We start from the raw sequence: 16,856 nt of genomic DNA, 5'->3' as shown, positions 1-16,856 counted from the left end.
AGTTCCACCATGGCAGCAAAATCCGTTCTCGACCAGGTCATTTCCCTTTCCAAGCGGAGGGGCTTCGTGTTCCAGGCCGGTGAGATCTACGGTGGTTCGCGTTCTGCCTGGGACTACGGACCCCTGGGTGCCGAACTGAAGGAAAACATCAAGCGCCAGTGGTGGCAGTCCGTGGTGCGCGGGCGCGAAGACGTAGTGGGCCTTGACTCCTCCGTCATCCTGCCCCGCCAGGTATGGGAAGCCTCCGGCCACGTCGACGTCTTCTCTGATCCGCTCGTGGAATGCCTGTCCTGTCACAAGCGCTACCGTGCAGACCATCTTGAAGAAGAGTACGAGGAAAAGAAGGGCCGTCCGGCCGAAAACGGCCTGAAGGACATTGCCTGCGCCAACTGCGGTACCCGCGGTGAATGGACCGAACCCCAGGAGTTCTCCGGACTCCTGAAGACCTTCCTGGGCCCCGTGGCCAGCGACGAAGGCCTGCACTACCTCCGGCCGGAGACCGCCCAGGGTATCTTCGTGAACTTCAGCAACGTCCTCACCACCTCCCGGAAGAAGCCGCCGTTCGGCATCGGCCAGATCGGCAAGTCGTTCCGCAACGAAATCACGCCTGGAAACTTCATCTTCCGCACCCGCGAATTCGAGCAGATGGAGATGGAGTTCTTTGTGGAGCCGGGCACGGACGAAGAGTGGCACCAGTACTGGATGAAGGAGCGGATGTCCTGGTACACGGGCCTGGGCATCCGCGAGGAAAACCTGCGCTTCTTCGAGCACCCGCTGGACAAGCTCAGCCACTATTCCAAGGGCACCACGGACATCGAGTACCGCTTCGGGTTCCAGGGTTCGGAGTGGGGGGAGCTTGAGGGCATCGCCAACCGCACCGACTTTGACCTTTCCACCCACGCCAAAGCCTCCGGCCAGGACCTGAGCTACTTCAACCAGGCCACCAACGAGCGCTACACCCCGTACGTCATCGAGCCGGCCGCCGGCCTGACCCGCTCGTTCATGGCCTTCCTTGTTGACGCCTACACCGAGGATGAGGCGCCCAACGCCAAGGGCGGCGTGGACGTGCGCACCGTGCTGAAGCTTGACCCGCGCCTGGCGCCGGTCAAGGCAGCGGTGCTGCCGCTGAGCCGCAACGAGGACCTCTCGCCCAAGGCCAAGGATCTCGGCGCCCAGCTGCGCAAGAATTGGAACATCGACTTCGACGACGCCGGCGCAATCGGCCGCCGCTACCGCCGCCAGGACGAGATCGGCACCCCCTTCTGCATCACCGTGGACTTCGACACCCTGGACGACCAGGCCGTGACCATCCGTGAGCGCGACACCATGACCCAGGAACGTGTTTCGCTGGACAAGGTGGAAGGCTACCTGGCCGCACGCCTGATTGGGGCGTAACGGTGGCCATTGAATACCGGGAATGGCGTGAGGGCGATGACCTGACGCTGCTGGAGATCTGGGGAGATCCGGAGACGTTCCAGGCCAGCCAGTTCCGCGGTGCCCTGACCGTCTCGTCGGCAGGCACCGACGGGACGCCGTGGCGCCGCTGCATCGTGGCCGAGGATGTCCTGGACGGTGTTGGCATTCCTGTGGCGGCAGGAGTGGTCTATGAAGCATCGCTGCATCCGGAGAGGCTCTGGACGTACATCGAAGTGGCGCGGGACCACCGGCGCTCCGGCATCGGTGCCACGCTCCTGACCATGCTGCGCCGCGAAGCCGAACAGTCGCCGTCGGGCGTTGCCAGGCTCCGGGCAAAGGTACAGCCGGGCACCCCCGGCGCTGCCTTTGCCGAAGCGTTCGGGCTGTCGCCCATCCAGCGGTCCCGGCTGGTTGTTGTGGAGCCCGGCGCCCTGAAGCTGCCGGTTTTCCCCGCTAAGGACGACGGCGGGAGGCCGGCGAACGACGAGAACGCAGGCTCGGATGTGGTGATGGACCTCGCCACCGGCTCCGTTGAGCTGACCGACGTGGTGGGACGGTACTACACGTCCATCCACGGCTGGGATTCTCCTGGTGTGCTCTCCATGGGACAGGTGCAGAAACTGTTCCTGGACGACCTGACCGGCGCCCACGGTGCCATCGTGCTGCGCGCCGAGCCGGAGTCCGCGTTCGGCGCCGGCGTCGCCCCCACCAAGAAGGGCCGGATCCGTGCGTTCGCCGTCAGCTACGCGGAAGCGGCGCAGGATCCGTTGGCCCAGGATGTTCCGGCTGACTCCAAGGCCCCGGCCACTGATGTGTTCCTGGGGCACGAACCGGCGCTCACCTCCGATGATGCCGCGGAGGCTGTCCGCGACCTGCTGTCCCTCATCGCATATCAGCACCCGGTCATGCTGGAACTGGACGATTCCATGACGGCGCTGCGCGCCGCCGTCGAGCCTTTACTCGAAACCGGCAAGGCACACCTGGCAGGTGCCGAAACGCTGATCGTCTCGGACTGACCCAACCCATCCAACTGACTCGCACTTAACGCACTCAAAACGCGGAATGACGACGTTAAGTGCCAGTCAGTTGGAGCGGGGACCACGACGGCGGCCCTTGGCTGCGTCTTCAGCGTCCAGCCTGCGCCGCTCGGATTCAGTCGGGGCGCCGCCGCCCAGGTCGGCCGGCACCCACCACGCTCCGGGTTCCGCTGGCACCGGGAAGTCCCCAATGCAGGCATCGATTCCGGCCTGCAGCCGCACCCGGAGCTCCGCGGTGGCCGCCTCCGGGTCCACGTCAGGCGGGAACCGCATCGCCTCGCCCACCTGGACCCTCACCGGGGCGCGCCAGGCCCGGCGGAGCGAGAAGCCGTGGCCACGGGTCAGCAGCCGGTGGGCGCCCCACACGGACACCGGAATGACCGGAACCCCGGCTTCGGCGGCCATTCGGACGGCCCCCGTTTTGCATTCCCGGACCTTGAAGCTCCGGCTGACACCTGCTTCCGGCAACACAGCGAGGTATTCACCCGCCCGCAACTTTGCCACCGCCGCATCATAGGCCTCCGTGCGGGATGTGAAGCCCACCACCACGTTCCCGGTGCCGCGGATGGCCGGGCCCGCAAGCCAATGGTCCGCCGCACCTTGGTGGATCATGAACCGCATCTGCGCCCGCGCGTGTTTCCACACCTCAAGTTCCGCAAAGGCGAAATCGAGGTAGCCAAAGTGCGTGATGGCAATGATGGCGCCGCTGCCCGGCGTTGCTGCGCGCGAGGTCCCCTTCCGGGGACCCGGCACGGGGAGGTTCTCAAGCCCGGAGGTAACGACCCGAATCCGGAACACCCACCGGAGGAACTGGCCGGTCCGGAGGATCAACCGGTAGAAACGGTCACTGGGCCCGGGATTCCACGGCAGGCCGCGGCTCCTTTTTGTGGATGACGTGAGTCCCTGGTGGCGACGGAAAGGGCTCACAGGGTCACCTGTATGGCGGACTCGGGCAACAGCTCATCAAAGGAACGGGATGAAGGCAGGACTGCTCCGGTCGTTTCACTGAAAGCCTTCATCACAAAGCCGGTGGCGAGTGCATGCCACAGCCGCACCCGGCGGATCATAAAGTGCCCGGCCCCCTTGAGGGACACATACTGCATGGACGCTGCATCATCGGCGGCGCGGCGGGCGAATTTGAGGGACTCCGAGGGACTGGTCCAGCGGTCGCCGGTACCATGCACAATCAGGACCTTCCGGCCGGCAACCCGTGAGGCAGGCGTAGCCGCGTTGAGCCACGGGGCCAGCGCCACCACCGCATCCACCTGCGGATCATCGGCAGCGCAGACGGCCGTCAGCCCTCCCATCGAATGCCCCAACAGATAGAGGGGAACGCCGGGGTGTTGCTCATGGATCCGCTTCAGGGCCCACCGGGCATCCTGTAGCGGGGTCATGTCCTGACCGTTCCAGCCGCGGACGCTGTTCCGCAGGGACCAGACGGCCAGCCCGTGGTTCTTCCCGGCCCGGTGCAGGTGCCTGGCGAACGGGACCATCCTGGCCGGGCTCAGGTGGCGGGCCTCCACGCGCTCATAGCTGTTGGACCGGCCGCCGTGCAGCACCAGCGCCACCCCCAGCGTGGGGCCGGAGGCCTTCAGCACCGTGAGCACCGCCTGTTGCAGGGGCCCGGACGCGCCTCCGCCGGCGCGGGGCTTGCCGTTCCCCTCAGTCCTGCCCTTGGCCACGCCGGGCTCGCCGGGGTCCTGATGCTCCATTTATCAACCCTATGGTGCCCGAAGTAGAGTTCAAGTCATGAGGTTTAACTGCTGATGGGGTCCGGTCACTCCCACGCTTCCATGGGCCATTCAGAGCTGACGTCGCAGGCAGTTGCTGCCCGGCGGAGGGCCAACCGCATCCTCGCTGCCGTGTTGGTTCCGTTGACGCTGCTCACCCTCGTCGCCATGGCCATGCTGTGGCCTTCCGGAACGAAGGAAGGCATCTCCCTCGCCAATCCTTACTCTGCAGCACCCGGCGTGACGTTCGACACCGGAAAAATCCAGAGCGTAGCGGTGGAAAGCTGCATGCAGGGTTCCAACGCGTCGGGCCCAACGTCGGACACCGGTCAGCAGGCCCAGCAGGATCCGGGCCAGCAGGGGTCTGACTGCACGTTCGCCTTCACCGAGCCGGACCAGGGCGGCAGTCCGGTCAAGGTGGTCATCAATCCGGATGTGGCCAAGTCCCACGGCGTGAAGGTGGGGGACCAGATCCGGTACCTGAACCTGTCCAACGCCCAGGGAGCGTCGGCTTCCCAGGGGTCCCCGGCCTACATTTTTGTGGACTTTGTACGGACCATGCCTATTGTGTTCCTGGCGCTGCTCTACGCCTTCGTGGTCATCGCTGTGGCACGCTGGCGCGGGTTCCGGGCACTGGTCGGGCTGGTGGGGGCCTACTTTGTCCTGGTGAGCTTTATGCTGCCGGGCCTGGTGGAGGGGAAGCCGCCGCTGCTGCTGGCATTGGTGGGCTCCACGGTGATCATGATCGGGGTCCTGTACTTTGCCCATGGCTTCTCGGCCAGGACCTCCACCGCGCTCCTGGGCACCATGTTTGGTCTGGGCATCACCGCACTGTTGGCGGCGTGGGCCACGGACGCCGCCAACCTTGCCGGCGTGGGGAGCCATGACGCCACGACCCTGATCAATACCTCCGACAGCATTTCCATCAGCGGCGTGATCCTCTGCGGCCTTATCATCTCCGGACTCGGTGTCCTCAACGACGTCACCATCACACAGTCATCGGCTGTCTGGGAACTTTACGAGCTGGCCCCCGGCACCAGCGCCCGCAAACTCTTCACCTCCGCCATGCGGATCGGCCGCGACCACATCGCCTCCACGGTCTACACCATCGCGTTCGCCTACGCCGGCGCGGCCCTGCCCATCCTTATCATCGTGATGCTGTACAACCGTCCGCTGGGGGAAACACTGACCAGCGCGGAGCTGTCCGAGGAAGTCATCCGGACCCTGGTGGGCTCCATCGGACTGGTCCTTGCCATTCCCGTCACCACCCTGATTGCCGTGCTGGTGGTCAAGGCCACCGGCATCCGCACTGCCGGACTTCCGGAAGGCGGGGCTCCCGGTGACCAGGGCACCGTCACCCACCCAGTGAACCCCGACTACGTCGACGATACCGGCGCGCTCGCCGCGGCCGCGGCCAGCAGCCGTTCCAGGCACACGCCCCCGGAAGGTTCCGAAGCGGCCGACACACGCCGGGGCCGCCGGGCAGACCGCGGCTGACGGATACTCCCAAGACTGCAGGGAGGCGGCAAGAGCGGCGGTGCGACGATTTGCCCGGCTTTGCGACAATGGACAGGTGACTGTTGTAGCAACGCCTCCCGCCCCCAAGCTGGAACTCCCGCCCCTGAAGCTGGGTCCCATCACGGTGGACACCCCCGTGATCCTCGCCCCCATGGCCGGCATCACCAATTCCGCCTTTCGTCGTTTGTGCCGTGAGTACGGCGGCGGCCTGTATGTGGCGGAGATGGTCACTTCCCGCGCCCTGGTGGAACGCACCCCGGAGTCCCTACGCATCATCTCGCACGACGACGACGAAAAAGTCCGCTCTGTCCAGCTGTACGGGGTGGACCCGGTAACGGTGGGCCAGGCCGTGCGGATGCTCGTTGAGGAGAACCGGGCGGACCATATCGACCTGAACTTCGGCTGCCCCGTACCCAAAGTCACCCGGCGCGGCGGCGGCTCGGCTCTGCCCTGGAAGATCGACCTTTTCACCTCCATCGTCCAGACGGCGGTCAAGGAAGCATCCAAGGGCAACGTGCCACTCACCATCAAGATGCGCAAGGGCATCGATGAAGACCACCTGACATACCTCGACGCCGGCCGGATCGCCCGCGATTCCGGAGTGGCCGCCGTCGCACTCCACGGCCGCACAGCGGCACAGTTCTATTCCGGGCAGGCCGACTGGGCAGCCATCGCCCGCCTGCGCGAAGCACTCCCGGACATCCCGGTCCTGGGCAACGGCGACATCTGGTCCGCGGAGGATGCAGTCCGGATGGTCCGCGAGACCGGGGTGGATGGCGTAGTGGTGGGCCGCGGCTGCCAGGGCCGCCCGTGGCTGTTCGGGGACCTGATGGCTGCCTTCGAAGGCAGCGATGAGCGCCACAAGCCGGCCCTGCGCCAGGTTGCCGAAGGCGTCTACCGCCATGCCCAGCTCATGATCGAAACCTTTGGCGACGAAGGCAAGGCGCTCCGCGAAATCCGCAAGCATATGGCGTGGTACTTCAAGGGCTACGTCGTTGGCAGCGAACTGCGCACCAGGCTTGCCATGGTGACCAGCCTGGAAGTGCTGCGCGACACCCTGGACCATTTGGACCTGGACTCCCCGTATCCCGGCGTGGACGCCGAGGGACCGCGGGGCCGTGCAGGATCTCCCAAGAAGCCAGCGTTGCCCAAGGACTGGCTGAATGACCGTGTGATGGACGCCGAGCAGTCACGGGACATCTCGGCCGCGGAGCTGGACGTTTCCGGTGGCTGAGACCCGCACCACAGCACCGGCCCTGCCCGGTTACGAGCCCCACGATTCCGCCCGCTGGGTGGAGGAACCGCCCAAGAGCAACTACCGCTCCGATTTTGAGCGCGACCGCGCCAGGGTGCTGCATTCCTCCGCCCTGCGGCGACTCGGCGCCAAGACCCAGGTGGTGGCACCGGACACGGACGACTTCGTCCGGACCCGTCTGACCCACAGCCTGGAGGTGGCGCAGGTGGGCCGCGAACTGGGCCGTGCCCTGGGCTGCGACCCCGACGTGGTGGATACTGCCTGCCTGAGCCATGACCTGGGGCATCCTCCCTTCGGGCACAACGGCGAGTCCGCGCTCAACGAGGTGGCACACGCCATCGGCGGGTTCGAGGGGAACGCCCAGACCCTGCGGCTTCTCACGCGCCTGGAGCCCAAGGTCCTGGCCCCTGACGGCCGGCCCGCCGGGCTGAACCTTACCCGCGCCAGCCTGGATGCGGCGGCGAAGTATCCCTGGTCGGCCCTGGATGCGCCCGTGATCCACGGGCAGCGCACCAGCAAGTTCGGCGCCTATGAGGATGATCTGCCGATCTTCAACTGGATCAGGGAAGGTGCGCCGGTGCGCCGGTCCTGCCTCGAGGCCCAGGTCATGGACCTCGCCGACGACATTTCCTACTCCGTGCACGACGTCGAGGACGCGATCGTGGCCGGGCACTTCCAGCTGCGCTGGATGGACAACCCGGACCACCGTGCACGCGTGGTGGGCTACGCCAAGCAGTGGTATCTCCCGCACAACGACCCCGCAGCCATTGATGCGGCCCTGGCCCGGCTGGAAGCAACCGACGTCTGGGTGCGTGAAGCCGACGGCAGCCGCAAGTCCATGGCGGCCCTGAAGGACATGACCAGCCAGCTGATCGGCCGGTTCTGCCAGAGCGCCCTGGAGACAACGCGGGCGCTGTACGGCCCGGAAAACCTGACCCGCTACAACGCGGAACTCATGGTCCCGGATGAGACGGTCATGGAAATCGCCGTGATGAAGGGCCTGGCCACCACGTTTGTGATGACCACCGAACACCGCCAGCCCATCTATGAGCGCCAGCGTGAGGTGCTCCACGCCTTGGTCACGGCGCTCAGCGCCACCGGGGACCGCCATCTGGAACCGATGTTCGCCGCAGACTGGAGGGACGCGCCCGACGACGGCGCCAGGCTCCGGGTGGTGATCGATCAGGTGGCGTCGCTGACCGACGGTTCCGCGCTGGCCATGTATGAACGGCTGGTGGGCAGCCTGCCATCGCTGTGGTGACAGTTGGCTCGGCTTCCGCGGTCATAGGGCGGCTGCCGCTGCTGGAACCCGGTACTAGGATGGCTCTGTGGCTGGCCTGATCAAACGTGAAGATATCGACGAAGTACGCCAGCGCTCGGACATCAAGGAAGTGGTTGACGGCTACGTCACGCTCAAGGGTGCCGGGTTGGGGACCTTCAAGGGCCTGTGCCCTTTCCATGACGAGCGGTCACCGTCGTTCACGGTCCGCCCGCAGGTGGGCAGGTATCACTGCTTTGGCTGCGGCGAGGACGGCGACGTCATCGCCTTTGTGCAGAAACAGGACCACACGTCCTTCCAGGAGGCCGTGGAAAAGCTGGCCGCCCGCATCGGCTTCGAACTGCGCTACGAGGACGGCGGCACCGGCCCCAACCGCGAGGAAGTGGGCCGGCGGCAGCGGCTGCTGGACGCCCACAAGATCGCCGACGAATTTTTCCGCGCCCAGCTGCTGACGCCGGGCGCCGCTGAAGGCCGCAGCTTCCTGCACGGCCGCGGCTTTGACCGCGCCGCCGCTGAGCAGTTCGGCGTCGGCTACGCCCCGCAGGGCTGGGACGCGCTCCTCAAGCACCTCCGCGGGAGGGGGTTCACGGACCAGGAGCTCAAACTCACAGGGATGTTTTCGGAAGGAAACCGGGGCATCTATGACCGGTTCCGCGGACGCCTCATCTGGCCCATCCGCGACATCGCCGGCGACACCATCGGCTTCGGTGCCCGCAAGCTCTACGAGGACGACCAGGGCCCCAAATACCTCAACACCCCGGAGACCACGCTCTACAAAAAGTCCCAGGTCCTCTACGGGATCGACCTCGCCAAGCGGAGCATCGCCAAGGACCGCCAGCTGGTGGTGGTGGAAGGGTACACGGACGTGATGGCCTGCCATCTGGCGGGGATCCCGACGGCGGTGGCCACCTGCGGTACGGCGTTCGGCACCGAGCACATCAAGATCGCCCGGCGCCTGTTGTCCGACGACGGCACCGGCGGAGAGGTCATCTTCACTTTCGACGGCGACGCCGCCGGGCAGAAGGCGGCCCTGCGGGCCTTCGAAGAGGACCAGCGCTTCACGGCCCAGACGTACGTGGCCGTCGAACCCTCCGGGGCGGACCCCTGCGAGCTGCGCCAAAGCAAGGGCGACGAGGCAGTTCACTCACTGGTGCGCTCCCGCCGGCCGCTGTTTGAATTCGCCATCCGCACCACCCTGAAGCAGTTCAATCTGGACACCGTGGAAGGGCGTGTGCAAGGACTGAAGGCCTCCGTGCCCGTTGTTGCTGCTATCAGGGACGCTTCAACGCGGACGGGTTACTGTCAGGCACTCACAGGTTGGTTGGGCATGCCGGACCCTAATGAGGTGCTGCGGATGGTCAGCGCCGCGGTGAAACGGGGTGACCAGGTACGTCCCCCGGGTTCCGGGACCCAGGCTCCGGCGACTCCGGCGCAGGCCGGCGCACCCGGCGTGGCTGCCGGGCCGGCGTCGGGCGCTGTCCCTTCCTATCACCGCCCTGACCCCCGCGACCCCGTGGCCTCCATGGAGCGGCAGGCGCTTGAGGTGGCGCTTCAGGAGCCCGCCCTGCTGGGCGGTGGCATCTGGGAGCGTTTCTCGGCTGCGCGGTTCGCCACGCCGGCCTTCCAGGCCGTCCACGATGCCATGCGTGCATCCGGACCCGGCCTGACGGGAGAACCCCTTCGTTGGGTGGAACAGGTCATGCACGAAGTACCGGAACCGCTCCGGCCGCTGGTTTCCGAGCTCTCCGTGGTTCCTCTTCCGGCGAGCACCGCGGAGGCGGTCCAGAAGTACTGCAAGGACATTCTCTCGCGGCTGTTCGAACTGCAGATCACGCGTGTGAAGGCGGACAAAATGGGCCAGCTGCAGCGGCTGGATCCTGCCGCTGATCCGGAGGAGTTCCAGCGGCTGAACCGGGAACTCATGATGCTGGAGATGGAGCGCCGGGCGCTCCGCTCTGATGCCTGAGAGCGCCTGACCCGCTTTCATTCATTTCCCGATTTCACTTTCCCCGCGGGGCCTTGCTAGGCTTGTAGCCGCTTCATTCCTCCTTAGCTCAATTGGCAGAGCATTCGACTGTTAATCGAAGGGTTGCTGGTTCAAGTCCAGCAGGAGGAGCGCGCAGTCCCCGTTCCGGCCTTCCGGAACGGGGACTTTTTTATACCCCGGGAGGGTATTTCCGCCACTCAGGACGCCGATTTCCCATAGGCGTGAAACCTTTGCTAATGTCATACCTGCTTCATTCCTCCTTAGCTCAATTGGCAGAGCATTCGACTGTTAATCGAAGGGTTGCTGGTTCAAGTCCAGCAGGAGGAGCAATCCGAAAAGATCCCCGTCCTCCAGCGTGAGGGCGGGGATCTTTGCTTTGGGTTTGCTGCGCGTCTGCTCCTGCAAAAGCAGGCCTCAGACGAAGTCCATTTCCACCTGCAGGAAGCGCTCGGCTTCCGCGATCGCTGCCAGGAACGCCTCGTGTTCAGTGGGGGACTTGCGGGGCTCGCGGGGGTGCCATTCATGCGGAGCGGAATGCACGCGGGTAAAGCCAGAGCCCGGCGGGGCGTAGAAGATGCCGAAGCGCTGGACAGGCCACTCAGGCGAGGTTTCCGGGGCCACCAGCAGTGCAGCATTGAAGGCGGGGTTGAACCACTGGGCGATGGGCCGGCGGCGGTCCTCCGTGAACAACCCTGCGGCGTAGAGCGCTGCGGACTGCTGACCGGTCTGGGCGCAGAGGCGCTCCCACCACAGAGGCAAAATGCCGGAGTCGCACCGTTGCCACGTGGCCGGGAGCGGCGGTTGGGCCTGCCATCTGGGCACGGACCCATTTTATCGCGGGAAAGGTCCCCGATGGCAGGGGTGGCCAGGCACCCAGACGCCAGTGCAAGCCCAGTGGACTGCCCAGCCCCGGCCGGAAGGTTAGGGGCGGTTCCAGGGGCCGGGGTTGACTCGGTACAGCAGGGCGGAGCCCGCCAGCATCCCCAGGACAACGCCGATGGCGGGATTGCCCAGTGCGCGGCCGGCGAAATAGCCCACGACGGCGCCCAGCACCGCGCCGAGGAAGAGTCCCCTCCGGTTCCGGTGCGGCCTGCGTGTCATCGTTCCACCATACTGGCGCGCTTTAGCGGATGTTCTTCATAGCGGATGGCGTTCAGTGGATGGACGGGACGGTGCGGGGCCTGACAACCAGCCACAGGGCAGCAATCCCGAACAGGATGCAGGCCGCCTGCACCGCACCCATGGGGGTGGCGGTCTCAATGCCCAGCCACCCCACCACCGGCGAGATGAGCCCGGCCATGAGGAACGTGGCCGCGCCCAGCAGGGAGGCCGCCGTTCCGGCCTGGGCGCCATGGCTGGCCAGCGCAAGGACCTGAACGCACGGAAAGGTGAAGCCCGTCCCCAAGATGTAGAACCAGAGCGGCACCATGACGCCCCAGAGCCCCAGCCCCACCTGGTCAAAGATCACGATCAGCACGGACATCAGGAACATCCAGGCCGTGGAACAGGCAAGGATGTACTGCGGCGGCACGCGTCTTATCAGCCTTGCACTGGTCTGTACGCCGGCCACAATGCCCAAGGAATTAATGCCGAACAGCAGGCCGTACTGCTGGGGCGAAAAGCCGAAAACGTTTTGAAAGAGGAACGGTGACGCGGAGAGATAGGTAAAAAGCCCGGCAAAGTTCATGCCGCCAACCAGCAGCAGCCCCACAAACACGCGGTCACTGAAGAGGACCTTGTAGCGCTGGCGGGCCGTCATGCCCGACTGGCCGCGCTTTTCCGGAGGCAAGGTTTCGCGGACCAGGAAGAGCGCGGCGATTATCACCAGCGTGCCGTAGGAGGCCAGGAACACAAAGATCCCGGGCCAGGGCATCACCAGCAGGAGCTGCGAGCCGATGACCGGCGCCAGGATGGGAGCCAGGCCGTTCACCAGAGCCATCCGGGAGAACATACGGACCATCGCGTAACCGGCGAACAGGTCGCGGACCATGGCCATGGCAACCACGCCGCCGCCGGCGGCGCCCACGCCCATCAGGACACGGAAAAGGCCCAGGGTGCCGATGTCCGTGGAAAGGGCTGCGCCCACTGAGGCTGCGATGTGCACCGCGGTGGCCAGGATGAGGGGAAGCCTGCGGCCGAACTTGTCGCTGAAGGGTCCCACCACCAGCTGGCCGAGGGCGAAGCCCACAGTGGTGCCGGCCAGGGTCAGCTGGACCTCGGCCTCGGACACTCCCAGGCTGGCTTCCAGGGCCGGGAACGCCGGAAGATACAAGTCGATTGTGAAGGGTCCCAAAGCGGTGAGTGCACCAAGGAGGAGGATGTACAGGATTTTCCGACGGCGGCTCAGCAAATCGCCCGGATTGGTGGGAATGGTCACGGAGATCAATCCTAGGCCTGAAACATGTTCCTTTTACAGCGTTGGAGGCGCGCCGCACCCTGTGCCCCGAAGTTCCCCCTGAACGTGAATGATAGTTTTGTGGGCGGGGACTGTGCAGCTGCACTCTCCCGCAGCACACGGAAGCCGAATCGATCATGAAACCAGTTAGGCGGAACCGATGAGCGGACGTCACAGCGGGCGGACCAGCCAGGGGCAGCGCATCACTGCGCTGCCTAAGACGTTGAAACTCCTTTTCCGGTTGGCCCCTCGACAGCTTAATGACGAGATCGCACTCGCCAAGATAGAGATCAAGCGCAAGGGCATCCAGCTCGGAGTTGCCGCAGCCTTCTTCGCTGTCGCGCTCGTCTTTGCCGCTTTCCTGGTGGTTGGACTCATCGTTGCCGCCATCATGGGGCTGGCCACCATCATGCCGGCCTGGCTGGCAGCCCTGCTGGTTTGCGCTGCCTTCCTGCTGATCGCCCTGATCGGGGCCCTGATCGGCATCCGCAAATTCAAGAAGGCCATGCCCCTGGTTCCGGAGGAGACCATCCGCGGGATCAAGCACGACCTTGGGATCGCAAAGGAAGGCTCGGACTTCAATGCCGCCCTCCTTGATCCCGCCAGCCCCGAAGCGAAGGCCGCCAAGGCTGCCAAAGCGGAAGCTGCGGCGAAAGCCAAGGCCGAGAAACAAGCCAAGGCTGAGGCCCACGAGAAGGAATTCCCGGACGCTTCCGAACCTGAGCTGCACCGCCGCCTGAACCAGCGGCGCCGCCACCTCGCCGAAGTCCGTGACGAGCTGGACACCGAACTCGACGTCAAGACGCAGGCCCAGTACCTGCTGGGCGCCGCCCAGGACAAGGCGAGGGAGGGGCAGTCGCTGGTGAACCGCGGCAGGGCGCTCGCCGAGCGGAAGATTACCGCACTGTCCGAAACCCCGGGTGGGGCCGGGTCCCGCTGGAAACCGCTGGCAGCCTTCGCCGCCGCTGCCACCGTGTTTGTGGTGCTGGTCCGCAAACTCCTTAAGAACCCGTAAGCAGTATGCGCCGGCCGCTGGAGCCGGCGCAGGGCAGCCGGTCCTACGCCGGCGGATTCACAACAGAAAACTTACGCCCATACGGGCCGCGCGGGAAGGAAAGGGGGACGGGATGAGGTTTATCGGCGCTGGCTCCCGTCCGGGCCGCCCGCAGGTCGATCATGACCTTGTCCTCACCGTCCCCAACGTGCTCACCGTGCTGCGCTTTATGGGGGTGCCGCTCTTCATCTGGCTGGTCCTCGTGCAGAAGGAATACGGCTTCGCGGTCCTGGTGCTGGCAGTCATGGCCAGCACGGACTGGATTGACGGCTACGTGGCCCGCCGCTTCGACCAGGCCACCAAGCTGGGCCGGGTCATGGATCCCATTGCGGACCGGCTGGCACTGATTGCAGTCGCTGTCACCTTGGTGATCGCCGGCGTCGTCCACTGGCTGTACCTGGCCGCACTGGTGATCCCGGACGCTGTGCTCCTGGTCCTGACGCTGTCCTACTTCCACGGCCACCCCGACCTGCCCGTCAGCCGGATCGGGAAGATCCGCACCGGGCTCCTGCTCCTGGGGACACCACTGCTGGTCCTGTCCCGGCTGGATGTGCCGTCAGCCGATGCACTGTACGTTGCGGCCTGGACAGTGCTGGGACTTGGCCTGGCCGGTCACTGGATCGCAGCCTACAACTATTTCTGGGCCATCCTGCGGAAGGGCAGAATGCAGTCACATCCCGACGGCGGCACCAGCTGATGGTGTGGGTGGCTGTTGTGCTTGCTGTGCTTGGCGCGTTCTTTCTCGCCGTCGGGGCGCAGCGCCAGGGAAGCGCAGTCAAGGCCGATACCGGCGGGCTTGCCCTGAGCTCCAACGGCTTCCTCCGCCTGCTCCGGAACCCGCGCTGGATGCTGGGCCTGCTGCTGCTGTGTACCGGAATGGGCTTGAACGCCGTCGCGTTGGTGTCGGCACCGCTGACGGTTGTGCAGCCCATCGGTGCCATCGCCCTGGTCATCACCACAGTGGTCAACGCACGGGACCAGGACCTGACCATCAACAGGGCCACAGTGGTGGCCATCGCCGCCTGTGTCACAGGATCGGCTCTCTTTGTGCTTCTGGCAGTTAACGCGACGCAGGAGAACCACCACGTCAGCCAGGAGGACGAGCTCACCATCGTGCTGCTGCTGGCCCTGGCCGTTGGCCTCTTCGGCACGCTGGCGGCCATGTTCAGGCATCGGATGAGTGCGTTCATCTACATCCTCGGGGCCGGTGTCCTCTTCGGCTTTGTGGCCGTCCTGACGCGGATCATCGGCAAGCACCTGCTGGACCCGAACGGGCTGGCGCTGCTCAATGTCCAGTGGTATTCCGTGGTTGCCATCGCCGCCGCCGGCGGGCTTGGTTCCTGGTTTGTGCAGAACGCCTATTCCGGTGGACCGCCGGACCTGGTCATTGCCGGGCTCACCGTCATCGATCCAATCGTGGGCATCGCGATCGGCATCGTCATCCTGGGTGAACTCCGGCCGGACGTCCACGCCGTGACGGCCATTTCCATGGGGACGGCGGCTTCCCTTGCTATCGTTGGGGTGATCGCCCTTTCCAGACACCATCCCGAGGTCACCAAGCGCAAGAAGGATGCGAGGAAGGCCGCGGGAAGGGCGTCCCACTAGCCGATATCCACCAACCGATTTTCACTAAGAGGCCCGGCACCACCGTGCCAGCGGCCAATCGGTGCTGTCAGCGTCAGCTGCCGCGCCGTGACCATCAGGAGCTCTCCACGTGACAACGCCCGCTGACCAGCGATCCCTGACCATCCTGATTGCCGCGGACACTTATCCGCCCCACATCAACGGAGCCGCCACCTTCGGCTATCGCCTGGCCAAGGGAATGACCGGGCGCGGGCACAACGTGCACGTGCTGGCCTGCCGTGCGGACAACGGCAAGAGCTTCACGGAGTTCCGTTCCGAGGCCACCGTGCACCGGCTGCGCTCGCACGGCGTGTTCACGCACGAGTACTTCCGCATCTGCTTTCCATGGGAAATCAAGAAGGAAATCAAGCTGCTGTTCGACCGCATCCAGCCGGACGTAGTGCACATTCAGAGTCACTACATGATCGGCGAGCATGTCCTGTATGAAGCCGCGAAGCGGGGCATCAGGATTGTGGCCACCAACCACTTCATGCCGGAGAACCTGAACCCCTTCCTGCCGTTCCCGCAATGGTTCAAGGACATCATCGGCCGGATCTCGTGGAAGGACATGGGGAAGGTCATGGGTAAGGCCGACGTCGTCACCACACCGACGCCGCTGGCGGCCAAGGCCATGCACCGGCACGCTTTCCTGCGCAAGGTGCTCCCGCTGTCCAACGGCATCGACTCTTCCGCCTATGAATTGAAGCCGGGGGAGGTCATCGCACGCCACCCGCACCCCACCGTGGTGTTTGTGGGACGCCTCGCCGAGGAAAAGCACGTGGACGTGCTGATCAAGGCGGTATCAAAGACGCCCACAGAGCTGAACGTCCACCTCGAAATTGTGGGCGGAGGGGAGGTGCGCCAGACCCTTGAAGCGTTGGTGGACAGGCTGGGGCTCGGAGACCGGGTGAAGTTCCTCGGGCTTGCCAGTGATGACGAGCTCCGCGAGACCTACATCAAGGCGGACCTGTTCTGCATGCCGGGAACCGCCGAGCTGCAGTCCTTGGTCACGCTTGAAGCCATGTCCGCTTCGACGCCGGTGCTGCTGGCAGACGCCATGGCCCTGCCGCACCTCGTGCGGGATGGCGAAAACGGATACCTGTTCACGCCCAATGACAGCGACGACCTTGCCGCAAAGATCACCCGGATCCTGGAGTTGCCGCCGGCGGAGCTTGCGGCCATGGGCAAGGCCAGCCGCCGGATGGTGGAGCCGCACAGCATGCAGGGGACGCTTCAGACCTTCGAGGATCTCTACCGGGGAGCCGGTTTCGAGGACAAGGTGGTCTAAAGGCAATCCGCGGTTTGCTAGAGTGTTTTTGCCCTGCTGAAACCGAAGTCCTTCCCGGACCACGTTGTGGCGGGGGCACGGGGCTATAGCTCAGCTGGTTAGAGCGCGGGACTCATAATCCTAAGGTCCTCGGTTCAAGTCCGAGTAGCCCTACCGAAGTACCAGACCTTGAAGGACAGAGAAACCGTGGCCGGCGTGGAGCGTCGGCCGCGGTTTCTTTTTTGGTTCCAGCGACGAATTGCGGTAAGTTACTCACCAGTAACTTACCGCTGCC

At 65.2% G+C, this 16,856-nt stretch carries 15 protein-coding genes and 3 tRNA genes; 13 read left to right on the top strand and 5 right to left on the bottom strand.

The window, feature by feature from the left end:
- The first annotated feature begins 9 nt into the window (after positions 1 to 9).
- Together QFZ30_RS13525 and QFZ30_RS13520 are read left to right on the top strand one after the other, a co-directional pair.
- Entirely contained in the window at positions 10 to 1,395 is a 1,386-nt protein-coding gene (locus QFZ30_RS13525) for a glycine--tRNA ligase (protein ID WP_307077006.1), read from the top strand.
- Between the two features lie 2 nt (positions 1,396 to 1,397).
- Positions 1,398 to 2,432 carry a GNAT family N-acetyltransferase gene (locus tag QFZ30_RS13520; protein WP_307077003.1) on the top strand — a complete coding sequence of 345 codons (1,035 nt, stop codon included), beginning with the start codon at positions 1,398 to 1,400 and terminating at the stop codon, positions 2,430 to 2,432.
- A 66-nt stretch (positions 2,433 to 2,498) separates the two neighbouring features.
- Here QFZ30_RS13520 and QFZ30_RS13515 read toward each other — a convergent pair whose 3' ends face one another.
- Positions 2,499 to 3,323, bottom strand: coding sequence for a lysophospholipid acyltransferase family protein (locus tag QFZ30_RS13515; protein ID WP_307080255.1), 825 nt, complete (start codon positions 3,321 to 3,323; stop codon positions 2,499 to 2,501).
- 53 nt (positions 3,324 to 3,376) lie between these two features.
- The gene (locus QFZ30_RS13510) at positions 3,377 to 4,165 is read right to left on the bottom strand and encodes an alpha/beta hydrolase (protein WP_307077001.1); all 789 of its coding nucleotides are present in this window, start codon (positions 4,163 to 4,165) and stop codon (positions 3,377 to 3,379) included.
- Positions 4,166 to 4,219: 54 nt separating this feature from the next.
- On the opposite strand from QFZ30_RS13510, the gene QFZ30_RS13505 reads away from it, so the two are divergent.
- The 6 genes from QFZ30_RS13505 to QFZ30_RS13480 all read left to right on the top strand — a co-directional run bounded on the left by QFZ30_RS13505 (position 4,220) and on the right by QFZ30_RS13480 (position 10,549).
- A complete protein-coding gene (locus QFZ30_RS13505; protein WP_307076999.1) occupies positions 4,220 to 5,680 on the top strand; it encodes a YibE/F family protein in 1,461 nt (486 codons plus the stop codon).
- Positions 5,681 to 5,756: 76 nt separating this feature from the next.
- Complete coding sequence (dusB, locus tag QFZ30_RS13500; RefSeq protein WP_307076997.1) at positions 5,757 to 6,935, top strand: tRNA dihydrouridine synthase DusB; 1,179 nt, start codon at positions 5,757 to 5,759, stop codon at positions 6,933 to 6,935.
- Positions 6,928 to 8,217, top strand: a complete 1,290-nt coding sequence (locus QFZ30_RS13495; protein WP_307076995.1) for a deoxyguanosinetriphosphate triphosphohydrolase — start codon at positions 6,928 to 6,930, stop codon at positions 8,215 to 8,217. Before dusB ends, QFZ30_RS13495 begins: the two co-directional genes overlap by 8 nt.
- 67 nt (positions 8,218 to 8,284) lie before the next feature.
- A complete protein-coding gene (dnaG, locus tag QFZ30_RS13490; protein ID WP_307076993.1) occupies positions 8,285 to 10,201 on the top strand; it encodes a DNA primase in 1,917 nt (638 codons plus the stop codon).
- A gap of 77 nt (positions 10,202 to 10,278) precedes the next feature.
- Positions 10,279 to 10,351 (top strand) — tRNA-Asn (locus QFZ30_RS13485).
- A 125-nt stretch (positions 10,352 to 10,476) separates the two neighbouring features.
- A tRNA-Asn gene (locus QFZ30_RS13480) sits at positions 10,477 to 10,549 on the top strand.
- An 87-nt stretch (positions 10,550 to 10,636) separates the two neighbouring features.
- Here QFZ30_RS13480 and QFZ30_RS13475 read toward each other — a convergent pair.
- From QFZ30_RS13475 to QFZ30_RS13465, 3 genes are all read right to left on the bottom strand, one after another.
- On the bottom strand, positions 10,637 to 11,044 hold the full coding sequence (locus QFZ30_RS13475) for a hypothetical protein (RefSeq protein ID WP_307076991.1): 408 nt from the start codon (positions 11,042 to 11,044) through the stop codon (positions 10,637 to 10,639).
- A gap of 99 nt (positions 11,045 to 11,143) precedes the next feature.
- The gene (locus tag QFZ30_RS13470) at positions 11,144 to 11,323 is read right to left on the bottom strand and encodes a hypothetical protein (protein ID WP_307076989.1); all 180 of its coding nucleotides are present in this window, start codon (positions 11,321 to 11,323) and stop codon (positions 11,144 to 11,146) included.
- Positions 11,324 to 11,375: 52 nt separating this feature from the next.
- The gene (locus QFZ30_RS13465) at positions 11,376 to 12,599 is read right to left on the bottom strand and encodes a multidrug effflux MFS transporter (RefSeq protein WP_307076987.1); all 1,224 of its coding nucleotides are present in this window, start codon (positions 12,597 to 12,599) and stop codon (positions 11,376 to 11,378) included.
- 178 nt (positions 12,600 to 12,777) lie between these two features.
- On the opposite strand from QFZ30_RS13465, the gene QFZ30_RS13460 reads away from it, so the two are divergent.
- The 5 genes from QFZ30_RS13460 to QFZ30_RS13440 all read left to right on the top strand — a co-directional run bounded on the left by QFZ30_RS13460 (position 12,778) and on the right by QFZ30_RS13440 (position 16,735).
- A complete protein-coding gene (locus tag QFZ30_RS13460) occupies positions 12,778 to 13,632 on the top strand; it encodes a phage holin family protein (RefSeq protein ID WP_307076985.1) in 855 nt (284 codons plus the stop codon).
- 112 nt (positions 13,633 to 13,744) lie between these two features.
- Complete coding sequence (locus tag QFZ30_RS13455) at positions 13,745 to 14,368, top strand: CDP-alcohol phosphatidyltransferase family protein (RefSeq protein ID WP_307076983.1); 624 nt, start codon at positions 13,745 to 13,747, stop codon at positions 14,366 to 14,368.
- Positions 14,368 to 15,276: a DMT family transporter gene (locus QFZ30_RS13450; RefSeq protein ID WP_307076981.1), complete on the top strand. Its 909-nt coding sequence runs from the start codon at positions 14,368 to 14,370 to the stop codon at positions 15,274 to 15,276. The genes QFZ30_RS13455 and QFZ30_RS13450 overlap by 1 nt, the downstream gene beginning before the upstream one ends.
- Positions 15,277 to 15,385: 109 nt before the next feature.
- Positions 15,386 to 16,582 (top strand): glycosyltransferase, encoded by a 1,197-nt coding sequence (locus tag QFZ30_RS13445; RefSeq protein ID WP_307076980.1) that lies wholly within the window; start codon positions 15,386 to 15,388, stop codon positions 16,580 to 16,582.
- 79 nt (positions 16,583 to 16,661) lie between these two features.
- Positions 16,662 to 16,735: transfer RNA gene (locus QFZ30_RS13440), tRNA-Ile, on the top strand.
- Positions 16,736 to 16,856: the final 121 nt, after the last annotated feature.

The organism is Arthrobacter pascens (assembly GCF_030815585.1).
Taxonomy (GTDB): Bacteria; Actinomycetota; Actinomycetes; order Actinomycetales; family Micrococcaceae; genus Arthrobacter; species Arthrobacter pascens_A.
The sequence above is the reverse complement of the archived record's forward strand: the minus strand, read 5'-3'. Positions and strand labels throughout refer to the sequence as shown.